This window comes from Arsukibacterium sp., assembly GCF_018402695.1.
Lineage (GTDB): Bacteria > Pseudomonadota > Gammaproteobacteria > Enterobacterales > Alteromonadaceae > Alishewanella.
Map to the genome: position 1 here is coordinate 213,526 of NZ_JAGYIM010000011.1, position 13,916 is coordinate 227,441.

Genomic DNA, 13,916 nt, shown 5'->3' on the forward strand with positions numbered 1-13,916 from the left:
GGTTTTCGCAGCGGGCTTAGCCCGCCGCCTTATTTTTCAAAGGTTGTTATGAGCAAGAACATTCACCACCATCGTATTTTAATTCTGGACTTTGGTTCGCAGTACACTCAGCTTATTGCCCGGCGGGTCCGCGAAATTGGCGTATATTGTGAATTATGGGCCTGGGATGTCAGCGACGAGCAAATTCGTGAATTTAACCCCACCGGTATTATCTTGTCAGGTGGCCCGGAAAGCGTACCAAACCCGGACTCGCCACGGGCACCGGAATACGTCTTTAACGCCGGTGTGCCGGTGCTGGGCATTTGTTATGGCATGCAAACCATGGCCGAGCAACTGGGCGGTAAAGTGCAGGGTTCTGACTTACGCGAGTTTGGTTATGCTCAGGTAGAAGTGATAGCCGCCAACGACTTTTTTGCCAAAATTGAAGATCATATCGGTGGTAACGGCAATGCGTTACTGGATGTCTGGATGAGCCATGGTGATAAAGTGATGACTATCCCGCCAGGCTTTGTCACCTGTGCCCAGACCGCAACTTGCCCGCATGCCGGCATGGTCGATGAAGCCCGCCAGTTCTACGGCGTGCAATTTCACCCGGAAGTGACCCACACCCGCCAGGGCCTACGGATGCTGGAGCATTTCGTAGTGAACATTTGTGGTTGCGATAAACTATGGACCCCGGCCACCATTATTGAAGATGCGGTGGCCCGCTTAAAACAGCAAATTGGTGATGATCGGGTTATTCTCGGTTTATCCGGCGGCGTCGACAGCTCGGTTACCGCCATGTTGCTGCACCGCGCAATTGGTACTAACCTGACCTGCGTGTTTGTCGATAACGGCTTGCTGCGTTTAAACGAAGGCAAGCAGGTAATGGATATGTTTGGTGACCATTTTGGCCTGAACATTATTAAAATTGACGCTGAGCAGCGCTTTTTAGATGCCTTAGCCGGTGAAAATGAGCCGGAAGCCAAGCGCAAAATTATCGGCCGGGTATTTGTTGAAGTGTTCGATGAAGAGTCGCAAAAGCTGGAGAACGCCAAGTGGCTGGCCCAGGGCACGATTTATCCTGACGTGATTGAATCTGCTGGCTCGGCTACCGGTAAAGCGCATGTAATTAAATCGCATCATAACGTGGGTGGCTTGCCGGCCCATATGAAACTGGGGTTGGTTGAGCCGCTACGCGAGTTGTTTAAAGACGAAGTACGTAAAGTGGGCCTGGAGCTGGGCCTGCCATACGACATGCTGTATCGCCACCCGTTCCCGGGGCCAGGTTTAGGCGTGCGGGTACTGGGCGAAATTAAAAAAGAGTACTGTGATTTATTGCGCCGTGCCGACGCCATCTTTATTGAAGAGCTGCACAAGGCTGATTTATACAACAAAGTCAGCCAGGCCTTTGCGGTATTCCTGCCAGTGAAATCCGTTGGTGTAATGGGTGATGCCCGTAAATACGACTGGGTTATTTCACTGCGCGCAGTAGAAACCATCGACTTTATGACTGCACACTGGGCGCACTTGCCGTATGACATGCTGGGTAAAGTGTCGAACCGGATCATTAATGAAATAAATGGGATCTCCCGCGTGGTATATGATATTAGCGGCAAGCCACCAGCCACAATAGAATGGGAATAACTTATCCGTCATCCTCGCCACGCTGACGGCATTGTCTTCACCGCTCACTCCGGTCACATACTATTTGTATGCTCCCGGAGCTGATCGGCTCGACGGCTTTGTCAGCCCGCCGATGATTTAGGATTAGTAAAATTAGTATTTTAGGTAGTGTTAATGTTAAATCTTTTTTAAAAGGCGCTTTGGCGCCTTTTTTGTTTATCGTGTTATGCTGCTGTTTTAATCTTGGGCGCAGCTGGCGCTTACAGTTAAGTTATACGGAGTGACAGGATGAACCATCGTTATACCCTTATCTGGCTGCTGGCACTGGCACTGGCACTGGCTGGCTGTGCCGCTAAACCTGAGCCAGCTGACAGCGGAGCTGTCAGTGACAACAGCGTTGTCAGCAGTGAAAAAGTCGATAAGGCCAATACTGAAGATAACGCTGAAGATAAAGAGCCTACCGCGGCAGAGCAGTTAAGCGCCGGCCAGACTACCAAAGTCGAAACCTCGCAGGGTACGTTGGAGCTTGAACCCACAGTGGTTGATATGGAGCCGGTTGCAGAGGATGACGCTGTTGCCGACGGTGAAGAGCCAGCCCCGCTGTATAACGATCCGCTAGAGGGCTGGAACCGGGCCATATTTCGGTTTAACCATGTCTCTTATACCTACGCCTTAATTCCGATTGCCAAGGGTTACGAAAAAGTACTGCCAGCGCCAGTACGTGACAAAGTCGGTAATGCTTTTGCCAATATCCGTGAACCGCTTAATCTGGTCAATAACGCCCTGACCGGCGACTTCAAAGGTGCCGGGTCTAATCTGGGACGTTTCCTGATTAACTCAACCATTGGCATTCTGGGGCTGTTTGACCCGGCCACGGCCTGGTTTGATATTGCCGAGTCAAAACAAAGTATTGCTGATACCTTAAGCCACTATCAGGTGGGTAATGGCCCTTACTTAGTGCTGCCCATTCTGGGCCAAAGTGATGTGCGTGGTGCCAGCTCGGTATTAGGCGAAGCGTTTTTACATCCACTTAACCAGTTGGTCGGGGCTCCAGACTCCTATTACCTGCAGGGCGTGAATGTGATTAACAGTTTCTCAGACCGCGCTAACTTATACCAGACCTTGTACAAGCAGGCTGATGATCCATATATCTACTTTCGTAACCAGCATTTACAAGGCATAAAACGGGACGAAGCTTATGTCAAACCAGAGTAAGCAACGCGGAATAATCTTTTGGTTGGCCAGCACTATTGTCCGCTGTCGCTGGGCGATTATTGGCTTGTTTCTGGTACTGATGGCAGTAGCTGCGGTGTTTTTAAGTCAGTTCCGGATTGACGCCTCAGCTGAAACCCTGCTGGTTAAAAATAATGCCTTGTATATCGAGAGCCAGCTGGCCAATCAGCGTTTTTCACCAGATGAATTTATTCTGGTGGCCTACCAACCCAAAGACGGCGAGTTATTTTCAGAGCAAACCTTTGCTGATATTTCAGCGTTAAGTGCCGACTATGCCACGCTACAGCGGGTGAAGTCGGTTACCTCAATGTTGACGGTACCATTGCTGGCCGATGCCAGTGCATTTACCTCAGGAGAGGATGTCAGCAGCCTGACCTGGCAGCAGCAACAATACCCGCCGGCCCAAATGCGTCAGCTGCTAACCGGCCACCCTATTTTTACCGATTTATTATTTAACAAAGCGCAAACAGCTGCTGGCATTCAGATCGTGTTTAAGCCCGATGCCGAGCTGACCAAACTTGACGCTCAGATCCTCGATATTCAGCAGCATACACTTAGCCGTGAGTTGAGTGCAGATGAACAGGCTGAGCTTACCCAATTACAGCAGACGGCGGATCCAATACGCCAGCGCTTGATTAAGCAGCGCCAGCAGGAAATAGAGCAAATTGAACAATTTAACCAGCAGGTAGGCGAGCGGGCGGCTACTTATGTCGGTGGCGCTTATGTGGTCGGGCAGCATCTGGTCGATATGATTAAAAGTGATTTAACCAGCTTTGGTCTGGCGATAGCGTTGATTATTGCGGTGTTATTACTAATTATTTATCGCAGCTGGCGCGGGGTGTTTTTTCCACTACTCAGTTGCAGCGTCAGTGTGTTGCTCACCTGTGGTTTATTTGGGCTGCTGGACATTCGCACTACTGTTATTTCAGCCAATTTTATTGCCTTACAGCTTATTTTAACCCTGGCGGTAATGATCCATTTGCTGGGCGCCTACCGGGAAATTGCCCGCGATGAGCCAGAATTTAACCAGCATCAACGGGTGAAGGGGATGTTACAGCAAAAAATCTCACCCTGTTTTTATGCCACCCTAACCACCTCGGTTGGCTTTGGCTCGCTTATATTCAGTGGTATTCAGCCAGTAGTCGATTTTGGCTTTATGATGCTGATTGCGATGTTAATTACCATGAGTGTCAGCCTGCTGTTATTTCCGGCACTACTGAGTTTGTTAAAAGCCCGTACTGAAACCGCCGATTTTGCCTGGCTGGCAGGTGGCCTGCAACGGGCGGCTGGCCTGGTGAAACGCCGGCCCTACCCGGTTATTGTCCTGATCACTATTTTGTTTACTGGCCTGGCTACCGGTATCAGCCGGCTGAATGTTGAAAACAGCTTTATTAATTATTTTGCCAAAGACACTCAGGTGCATCAGGAACTGGCGTTCATTGACCAGCAATTTGGTGGCTCTACGCCACTGGATATCGTCATTACCCTGAACCCGGAGCAGTCTAAACCGGATTTAGTGATAGCCGCCGACCAGTTGAATCAGTTACACCTTGCCCATGCGGCTGTTAATGCTTTTGAGGCCACCGGCAGTGTCACATCACTGATTAATTTTACCACTCTCGCCCGGCAGCTGAATGATGATAAACCGCTGACGGAATATGAGCTGGACACCATTTACGAAATGCTCAGCAGCAAGGTAACCAATCAACTGGTGGGGGCTTATCTGGCTGATTCTCCAAGGCAGGTGCGTATTGCCAGCCGTATTCAGGATACTACCGCCGATTTAAACCGTGAGCAGTTGATGCAGCAGTTGCATCAGGATTTACAAGCCGTTGGTCTGGACCAGGCAGACTACAAACTGACTAATTTATTTGTGTTGTATCAGGATATTTTATCGCGGCTGTTTGACTCACAGGTTACCACCTTAGGCCTGGTATATCTGGCACTGGGCTTGGTATTGCTGGCGATTTTCCGCTCGCTGAAAATTGCCCTTATTGCCCTGCTGCCGAATGTACTAACCACCCTGGGTATACTGGGATTAATTGGCTGGCTGAATATCCCCCTGGATTTAATGACCATTACTATCGCCGCTATTGCTATGGGTATTGCGGTGGATGATACCATTCACTTTATTCATAACTACCTGCAGCAGTCAGCCGGTAATGCGCTAAGTGCCACTTTTCAGCATACTGGCATGGCAATTGTGTTTACCTCGGTTATTATAGCAGCCGGGTTTGCGGTGTTTGGCTTTTCAGACTTTTTGCCCAGCGTGTATTTTGGCATTCTGACCGCGGCGGCTATGTTAATGGCCTTGCTGACCGATTTAACCATTTTACCGGCATTGTTAAACCGCTTTGTCACAAACAGTGCTGGTGGGCCTGGTCAGCAGGCCGTGACAGCAGACAGCCAGCCAGCTTAATCAGCCTTTGTGCCAAGATGCTTGTCGCCTGGCATTTAGCTGGTTATGCTGGGGTTATTATTATCTACTGAAGTACAGAGCAGGCTCGTGCTGTTATGAGGTTAAGAGAAACGCTGGTTGCCTACATGTTGCCGTTGCTGGTGTTGCCAGTATTGCTGTTCGGCTATCTGGCGTACCAGTACAGTCAGCGTTATATGCAGCAGCAAACCTATTATCAGGTGCGCAGTGCGTTGGCTGGACAACAGCAGCAGTTGCACGACTTCATCAGTACCCAGCAAACCCAGCTGCAAATGCTGGCGCTTAACCCTAATTTGCAAAACTACCTGCAAAGCAATGACAGCGCCCTGTTGACACCCTTATTGCAACATTGGCAGCGTTTCAGTGCAGAGCAACCCAGAGTTGAAGCCATTAAGCTGGTCCAACTTAACGGTGAGTACGCGCTGCACCTGCCCGAGATAACTGATGCTGTCGCCGTACCAAACCGTTTTCGCAACGAGTATTTTTCACCGCTGCAGGCAATGATAGATGAGCAGGGCTATTTTCTGGCGCCGTTGCCCGGCAGCCGTGAGCGAAAACTGTTCTTTGCCAAAAAACTTTATATCAGCTCGTTTACAGAATCCCGTCGTTTGTGGGGATACCTGGTTATGATGGTCAGCCCGGACTTACTGGATACTGTCGTCAACACGCCATACACCAGCAACAGCGCTACATTGATGATCAGCAAAACTGCCACCATTGCTTATGCTGCCGATCCGGCGTTAATCAGTAGTGCCTTTGCGCCGACTAACTTTCGCCAGATCCAGCAGAGCATCGGTGCCGACAGTCTCAAAACTGTGTTATTACTGGGTCAGTACCGAGAGTTACTGGGTGCACCGTTACCCGGTAATTATCAGCTGCTGTACGGGCTTGATCCGGCGCAGCTTTACGATGAACAACGTTGGTTGTCGCGAGTGCTGTTGTTACTGATGGTGCTGGTTTGTCTGTTGTTGCCGCTCCTGGTGTATTGGTTGCTGATTAAGCACATATTTAATCCGGTGAAACAACTGACGGCCGCTAAAACAGCGGTAGGGCGCGGTGACTTATCGGTGCTGCTGGAGGTGAAAAAGCAGGATGAACTGGGCGACATGTTTGCTGCTTTTAACGTCATGGTTCGGCAGTTGCGGGTTTATCGCGAGCGGGAGCGGGCCTACAAGCAACAATTGGAAGACAAAGTACTGCGCCGCACCCAGGATTTAGCCCGTGCTAACGATGATCTGGCGGCTGCAAACCAGGAGCTGATCCTGGCACGTGAGACGGCAGAACAGGCCAACCGGCTGAAAAGTGTGTTTCTGGCTAATATGAGTCATGAAATCCGTACACCGCTAACGGCTATTATTGGTTTCAGTGAGCAGGCACTGCAGGAAAATGATCCGCATAAACGACAAGATTACCTGAAACGGGTGCTGAAAAGTGGTGATCATCTGTTGGGACTAATTAATGACATTCTGGATTTGTCCAAAATTGAAGCCGATAGACTGGAGTTAAACCGCGAGCAGTTTGATTGTCTGGCAGCTATTGATGATATTTATCAGCTGGCATGCGAGCAGGCACAGGCTAAAGGCCTGAACTGTCAGCTTAAATGGCAGTTCCCTCTGCCTAAAACGCTGAATAACGACAGCCTGCGCTTTCGGCAGGTGCTACTGAACCTCAGTAGCAATGCCGTTAAGTTTACTCAAAATGGCAAGGTCATATTTCAGGTTAGCTATGATCAGATAGCCAGACAACTGTCGGTAAAAGTTAAAGACACTGGCATCGGCATGAGCGACGATGAACTGGCCCGGATATTCCGCCCCTTTGTCCAGGCCGATGCTACCGTTACCCGGCATTTCGGAGGCACCGGGCTTGGTCTGGTAATCTCTAAAAAGTTAATGGAGCAAATGGATGGCGATATTCAGGTAGAGAGCGTTAAGGGCATTGGCAGCTGTTTCGAGGTTATCTTAAATTGCCAGCAGCAAGACATAGAATTGGTGGATAGCTATCAGCCCCAGCAAAAACCGCCAGAGACTATCAGCCCGCTACCGGCTGACAATTCAGTAAAAGTGTTAGTAGCAGAGGACAACCCCGACAACCAGTTACTGCTGAAATTACTGCTGGAGAAAAGTAATGCTACTGTGGTAGTGGTAGATAACGGCCACAAAGCCGTGGAAAAGGTGCTGCAAGATGACTTTGACCTGGTGTTTATGGATATGCAGATGCCATTAATGGGGGGCGAAGAAGCGACCCGGCTGATCCGTCATGCCGGGATAGAAGTGCCGATTATTGCCGTAACAGCCAACGTGATGAGTGAAGACGTTGAGCGTTACAGAAAAGCCGGTTGTCAGGCATTACTGGGCAAGCCTGTGGTACAAAGCGAGTTTCTGGCTATCCTGAACCGTTTTGCCAAGGTGCGCAAAGACAGTGAGCAGGAATGGCTGCAGCGCTTAGAGCAAGACCCGCAAATGCAGGCATTAAAGCGACAGTTTGGCCGGCAATTACCAGTATTGCTGGCTGAATTACAGCAGCATTTCAGGTTGGAAGACTGGGCTGCACTGCGCTTTGCTGCGCATAGCCTGAAGGGTAGTGCCGGCAGTATGGGTTATCCACAAGTAACCAGGCTGGCTGGCGAAATAGAGCAGGCCGTGAGCGGACAGCCTGCTACCATTAGCGGTTTACTGGTTAAGATAGAACAGTATATTAACGATATGCAGCTAAGTAGTCAGGATGAGTATTAAACACCGGCGGGAGAGGGTATGAGTGCACAACGTGCGTTATTAATTATTCTGGATGAAAAAATCCGCTCTGACCGGCTGGTATTGCCGACCTTACCTGATATTGCGCTAAGAGTGCGGGAGCGGGCCGACGATCCACAAATCAGTTTGCAACAAATGGCCGAGGTTATCAGCCAGGATCCGGCATTGTCGGCCAGGATGATCAAAGTTGCCAACAGTGCCTTTATGGGACGGTCTATTCAGGTAAACAGTTTACATCAGGCGGTAACCCGGATTGGCCTGAGCCAGATAAAAAATATTTCTATAGCGATGGCAATGGAGCAACTCTTTGTATCGCAGCACAAGCAGGTACAGCAGCAGCTGGACAGGTTATGGCGGGACAGTGTGCAAACCGCCAGCGTGGCCGTGGCCTGCCTGCAGTTTTACAAAGCCCGCCATAGCAATTGCAAGCTCAGTAGTGATGTAATGGCACTGGCTGCACTGGTGCATAATATTGGTGCGCTGCCGGTGCTGATTGAGGCAGAGCGGCATCCAGAGGTGTTTGGTCACCCGGCTTTTATGCAGGTGTTGATTGATAAAATTGCCGCTACAGTTGGCCTGAAAATTATTAAAAACTGGGGCTTTGGTGAGGAATTTATGCCGGTGGTAGAACACTGGCGTAAACCGCGCACTGAGCCAGAGCCGGGTTATACCGACTTTATCAGGCTGGCAGCAATTAACCGTAATTATTACCTGCCAGAGCTGGCTCAGAGCTTGTTAACTGAGTATGTGACCCGCGAGCTGGTACCCGTGCCGGAATTTATGCAGCAACGGGAAATTGCCGACAGTTACCAGGATGTGCGGGCGTTGTTTAATTAATGGCGTTGATTAATCGCCGCCAGCCTGCTGCAACTGCTTAGCAATTGCCAGCAATGCCTGATTCAGGCTGCTACTCATCAGCAGTAAGTCTGCATCGAGGCGCAAGCTTAAATCTTCCCAGCCCATTTCTTCATTCTGGCCGGTGAGTAATTCGGGATACTTAATACCTTTAATGCTGCTGTCATCACTGACGTGCAGGCTTAAACCTTCAGCCTGCTGCAGACCAATTTTGGTGACCAGTTTATCCTGCAGATGACTTTGTACTTCGTCGGCACTTAGCAGATGATTGGTAAATTTTACTTTGGCTCCTTCTTCATCAGGGGCTTTTAACTCTGCATCATTGCCCAGCATAAAGCCCTCGGGCAGTGCCTGATTTTGTAACCACAACTGCAGGTGAGAATTGAGTTTATGGTTGTCCAGCCAGGGCAGAGCAGGCAGTGAACCAAGTGCCTTACGCAGTAATGCCAGAATATCTTCCGCTTTGCCGGCACCACCGGTGTTAATGACCAGCCAGTTATGCTCGGCGTCGTAATAGCCGTGGGTCAGGGTAGATCGGCTGAATGCCCGCGGTAGCAAGGTCTGGATTAGTTCTTCTTTCAGGCTTTGTTTTTCTTTGCGGCTTAGCGGCCGGCCCTGCTCAGCAGCCATCGCATCAATTTTCGGTTGCAGCTCTTCATTAATTACCGCAGCAGGGAGCACTTTTTCCTGCCGTTTTACGGCGAATAGCCAGCCCTGGGCCATCGGATGGCAATACTGCTTAATGCTGGGATGCAGCGGAAAACTGAAACCGGTTCTAACCGCTTCCTGGCCCGTGCAGGGAGCAAATTTAAATTCAGCCAGCGCGGCTTCCAGCTGCTGCGGATCAGTGCTTAGCGGGGCACTTAATTTGTAAACCCGGATATTTTTAAACCACATAACAAACCTGTCCTTCTTTTAACAAGCTGGCGAGTATAACGCGGATCAGCTGTCGAGTTTCAGGTTTTTTGGAAAGCGGATATGGTAGTGCAACCCCTGGCCAGGCTCACTGCTGACGGTAATACTGCCGCCCAGTGTCTGCCGGACCAGGTTGTAAGTGATATGGGTACCCAGGCCACTGCCGCCCTGTTCACGTTTGGTGGTAAAGAACGGATGAAACAGCTTTTCCAGTTGCTCCGGTGACAGGCCTTTACCGTTGTCACTAAAGCGAATATCAACGTTGTTATCTTCATCCAGTACCGTGATCCGGATCAGGCCTTCTTTGATGTCTTCAAAACCATGAATGAGTGAGTTCATCAGCAAGTTAGTGAAAATCTGCGAAATAGCTCCGGCCGGACAACGCAGGGTAATATTGTCCGGGCAATTTACTTCAATCTGATGTTGGGTTTTCTTAAAGTTTGGCTGCAGTGAGCGGATAACTTCGTTAATGTACTCTGCCAGGTTAATAGTACGAATAGCTTCACTGGCCTGATCAACGGCAATTTGTTTAAAGCTGGCTATCAGCTCCGATGCCCGGCTTAAGTTTGACTGCAGTAAATCAGTTCCCTGTAAGGCTTCATTAATGAAGGCTTCCAGGGTTTTTGAGGTCAGTGACTTATCGTTAAACGCCTGCTGCAAGCCGGTGAGCTTTTCGGTCAGAAAGCTGGTCGCAGTAACGCCAATCCCGACCGGAGTATTGACTTCATGGGTAATACCGGCAACCAGGCCGCCCAGCGCCGCCATTTTTTCCGATTGCACTAACCGGTCCTGCGCCTGATTTAAATGTTCGACCAGTTGCTCCAGTTCGGTTTGTTTACTGCGTAACGCATCTTCAGTATGACGGCGGCGCTCAATTTCTTCGCGCAGGCTTTGTTGTTTAAGTTCCAGCTCCTGCTTCTGTTGTTGTAAGTCCATCATAGCCTGACTCAGGCCCGACGTTTTGCGGGCAACTTCCTGTTCCAGTACCAGGTTCTGCTGGTCCAGTTTCTCATTTGATGTCAGTAGCTGTTTCTGAGTATTGCCAAGCTGAGCTTTGTAGTCCTGCACCCGATTGATCAGCCGGTTATAGGCATCAGCCATTAAGGTCAGCTCAGAGGACTGACTTTGATCAATCTCAACCCGGGCACCATCTAACTGATCCAGCTCCAAATCTTCAATCTGCCGGCTTAAATCGGCCAGCGGCTCAGTCAGTTGTTTTCGAAATGCCATTAAAAACAGAATAATCAGAAAAGTGGTTTTCAGCATCGCATTACCCACCAGAAAATAAATTCCGACTTTAATGCGGTCGATAACCACTGCACGGCTTGAAAACAAGGTCACGTCACCGACCTGGGTAGCCCGGCCGGAAAATTCAAAAATCAGCGGAAAGGTGTAACCAAAAATCCCGGATTGCTGCTCGGTTAAGCGCACGCCTTCGCGCACTAACTGGCTGCTGAAGCGCTCTTTAACATCGATGTAACGGCCTAACTGGGTAATAACGGCACCACTGTCATCACGCACCACGATGCCCTCGACTGCCGGAATAGATAACAAGCCATCGGCAATGATCAAGGCCTGTGGGGTGTTCAGCTCCCAGATCGCCCGGGTTAAACTACCGGAAAAGGTTTGTTGTAACGTTTCTAAGTCACTGTTAATCAGGTTTTTGGTGTTGTAATACTCCGCCACAATCTGAGCGAGAGTAACGATTAAGGTCAGAATAAAATAAACTGACAACACCTTGGTAAGCAGATTGCGGGACAGGCTTTTTTGCTGCATGCAATAACCTTTTTTCACCGGATTATATAATTCTTATTCTGGCCTACCTTACCCAATAAAGCAGCTTTTTAAAATAGCTGGTACTAAATAAGTGTCACAGCGCTAATTATTGGCCGGATATTGCATTATGCCTGCCATCTGTATATATTTTTTAACCAACAGATGGATAAATACAACTTAAAACAGGCAGTACTGATGGCTTTAACCGCTTTAATTTGTGATGACTCTTTATTAGCCCGTAATCAAATGAAAAAATCCCTGCCTGCAGCATTTGACGCCGAGATTGTTACGGCTACCAATGGTCTTGAGGCGTTGGCGGTATTACGTCGTCAGGAAATCGGCGTGGTTTTTCTGGATCTGACCATGCCTGAGCTGGACGGTGTAGGTGTATTGGAAGCCATTAAAGCAGAAAAAATGGATGTTTTTGTCATTGTGGTATCGGCCGATATTCAGCCGGAAATGCAGAAACGGGTAATGGATCTCGGTGCCCTGGCGTTTATTCAGAAGCCGGTAAATACCGACAAACTCAGCGCAGTGATGCGACAATATGGCTTAATATGACGGATTTGAGTTTTACGGAAGAGCAGCGTGATTGCCTGCAGGAACTGATCAACGTAGCGATGGGCCTGGCCAGTGATAAACTGGCCCGGTTTCTCAACACCTTTGTTCATTTACAGGTGCCGGCGATTGGCCTGGTTAATGCCGCGGAAATACCTGAGCAGTTTCGGGGCCAGTATCAGGGCCTGAACAGTTCAATGATTAGCCTGGGTTTTTTCGGCGATGGTGGGTTGCGTGGTGAAACTATTTTGCTTTACCAGCTGGAGAATGCCGGCAAAATTGCGGCATTGCTGGGCTATGATGACGATGCCACCAGTGAAGCAGAGATGCTGACTGATATCAGCTCTATTCTTACTACTACTTTTTTAAATGGTTTGGCAGAGCAGCTTGATAATAGCTTTTCCTACGCCGCGCCACGGGTTATTTCGTCACGCGATAATGACTTTATCAGTAAGCTGGAGCAAACGGCGTTTCACTGGCAGCTGGCGTTAAAAGTCGATATTCGGTATGAGCTCACTGATTACAGCTTCGACTGTAATATGATTTTGCTGATCCCAGGTGAGGCAGTATTAAAATTAAAAACCATTCTGGATAATGTACTGGCGGATTTCTGATGAATATTGACTGGCTGTCTGGTCCGTTGCTGCAGCAGCTGAACAGCGGCGTCATTCTGCTGAACCAACAGTTGCAGATTGTGTATATTAATCCGTATATTTGCCGCCGTGCGGACATTCAGCTGGAGTCTGTGCAGGGCAAAGACCTGTTCAGCGCGTTTCCGGATGCGCCTAAAGCCTGGCTCAGCCGCAAACTCAACAGTGTACTCAGCTTGCAAAGCCCGGCGTTCAGTTCGTGGGAGCAGCGCCAGTATCTGTTTAAACTCCCGCATTTGCGACCAATCAGCAGCGCTAATCAGTACATGGCACAAAATTGTAATATGTTGCCGCTGACGGAGCCTACCAGCGGCGAGCATTTTGTTTGTCTGCTAATTGAAGACGCCACCGATGCCTATGTGTACCAAAGTCAGTTGCAGCAAAGCAATTTGCAGTTGCAGCAGGTTAACCGGCTGGATGGGTTAACCGGAGTGCTGAACCGCAATTACTGGCAACAGCAACTTGAAGTAGAAGTACAGCGTGCCGGTCGTTACCAGCATCCGTTATCATTATTATTTTTCGATTTAGATAAATTTAAGCGCTTAAATGACGATTATGGCCATCAGGCCGGCGATATCGTACTGATTGAAGTGGCTAAGTTAATAGGCAGCTTGCTACGGGAAACTGACTTATTTGGTCGCTATGGCGGTGAAGAGTTTGCCATTATCCTGCCCGACACCCCGCTGCAGGGCGCTATTGAGGTGGCTAAACGAATTTGCCGGCGGGTGGCTGCCACGCCGATTGAGTATCAGCAGCAACAACTGATGACCAGTGTCAGTGTCGGGGTAAGTCAGTTCAGCACGGCAACCAGCGCAGACGAGCTTATTCAGCAGGCCGACTTAGCCTTGTATCAGGCGAAACGCAATGGCCGTAATCAGGTGGTCACCTACTATCCTGAGTTGATAGATTCCCTCAAAAAGGTAAAGTCGTAGCAGCGGTTATTTTTTGTTTGACAGACGTCTATAAGTCTGTGCATAGTGGCTCTTATGAAAATAAAAACAGCAGACCTCACCACCATTATTATTACCACCCACCCTTCGGGGTAGGAGGTCGGCGGTGTGTTGTCTGTAAAAAGGCCCGTGACCTCAAATGTCACGGGCCTTTTTTTTGAAACAATTAAGGGTACTTACCCAGCCT

10 protein-coding genes are annotated in these 13,916 nt (G+C 49.3%); 8 read left to right on the forward strand and 2 right to left on the reverse strand.

Features of this window, described 5'->3' with window-relative positions:
* Positions 1-48 precede the first annotated feature (48 nt).
* The 5 genes from guaA to KG631_RS05810 all read left to right on the forward strand — a co-directional run bounded on the left by guaA (position 49) and on the right by KG631_RS05810 (position 8,862).
* Positions 49-1,626 carry a glutamine-hydrolyzing GMP synthase gene (guaA, locus tag KG631_RS05790; RefSeq protein ID WP_213996504.1) on the forward strand — a complete coding sequence of 526 codons (1,578 nt, stop codon included), beginning with the start codon at positions 49-51 and terminating at the stop codon, positions 1,624-1,626.
* 267 nt (positions 1,627-1,893) lie between these two features.
* Positions 1,894-2,820 carry a VacJ family lipoprotein gene (locus tag KG631_RS05795; RefSeq protein ID WP_213996511.1) on the forward strand — a complete coding sequence of 309 codons (927 nt, stop codon included), beginning with the start codon at positions 1,894-1,896 and terminating at the stop codon, positions 2,818-2,820.
* A complete protein-coding gene (locus KG631_RS05800) occupies positions 2,804-5,257 on the forward strand; it encodes an MMPL family transporter (RefSeq protein ID WP_213996512.1) in 2,454 nt (817 codons plus the stop codon). The genes KG631_RS05795 and KG631_RS05800 overlap by 17 nt, the downstream gene beginning before the upstream one ends.
* Before the next feature lie 95 nt (positions 5,258-5,352).
* The gene (locus KG631_RS05805; protein ID WP_213996513.1) at positions 5,353-8,007 is read left to right on the forward strand and encodes a hybrid sensor histidine kinase/response regulator; all 2,655 of its coding nucleotides are present in this window, start codon (positions 5,353-5,355) and stop codon (positions 8,005-8,007) included.
* Between the two features lie 18 nt (positions 8,008-8,025).
* Positions 8,026-8,862 carry an HDOD domain-containing protein gene (locus tag KG631_RS05810; RefSeq protein WP_213996515.1) on the forward strand — a complete coding sequence of 279 codons (837 nt, stop codon included), beginning with the start codon at positions 8,026-8,028 and terminating at the stop codon, positions 8,860-8,862.
* Positions 8,863-8,871: 9 nt separating this feature from the next.
* On the opposite strand, the gene KG631_RS05815 is transcribed toward KG631_RS05810, so the two are convergent.
* Together KG631_RS05815 and KG631_RS05820 are read right to left on the reverse strand one after the other, a co-directional pair.
* Positions 8,872-9,777 carry a recombination-associated protein RdgC gene (locus KG631_RS05815; protein WP_213996517.1) on the reverse strand — a complete coding sequence of 302 codons (906 nt, stop codon included), beginning with the start codon at positions 9,775-9,777 and terminating at the stop codon, positions 8,872-8,874.
* 45 nt (positions 9,778-9,822) lie between these two features.
* Entirely contained in the window at positions 9,823-11,571 is a 1,749-nt protein-coding gene (locus KG631_RS05820) for an ATP-binding protein (RefSeq protein WP_213996518.1), read from the reverse strand.
* Positions 11,572-11,766: 195 nt separating this feature from the next.
* Here KG631_RS05820 and KG631_RS05825 point away from each other — a divergent pair, with 195 nt between their 5' ends.
* Genes KG631_RS05825 through KG631_RS05835 form a run of 3 tightly spaced genes read left to right on the forward strand, consistent with a single transcriptional unit; the run spans position 11,767 to position 13,711 of the window.
* The gene (locus tag KG631_RS05825; RefSeq protein ID WP_213996520.1) at positions 11,767-12,132 is read left to right on the forward strand and encodes a response regulator; all 366 of its coding nucleotides are present in this window, start codon (positions 11,767-11,769) and stop codon (positions 12,130-12,132) included.
* Entirely contained in the window at positions 12,129-12,743 is a 615-nt protein-coding gene (locus KG631_RS05830) for a chemotaxis protein (protein ID WP_213996526.1), read from the forward strand. The genes KG631_RS05825 and KG631_RS05830 overlap by 4 nt, the downstream gene beginning before the upstream one ends.
* Positions 12,743-13,711, forward strand: a complete 969-nt coding sequence (locus tag KG631_RS05835) for a sensor domain-containing diguanylate cyclase (RefSeq protein ID WP_213996528.1) — start codon at positions 12,743-12,745, stop codon at positions 13,709-13,711. The genes KG631_RS05830 and KG631_RS05835 overlap by 1 nt, the downstream gene beginning before the upstream one ends.
* Positions 13,712-13,916: the final 205 nt, after the last annotated feature.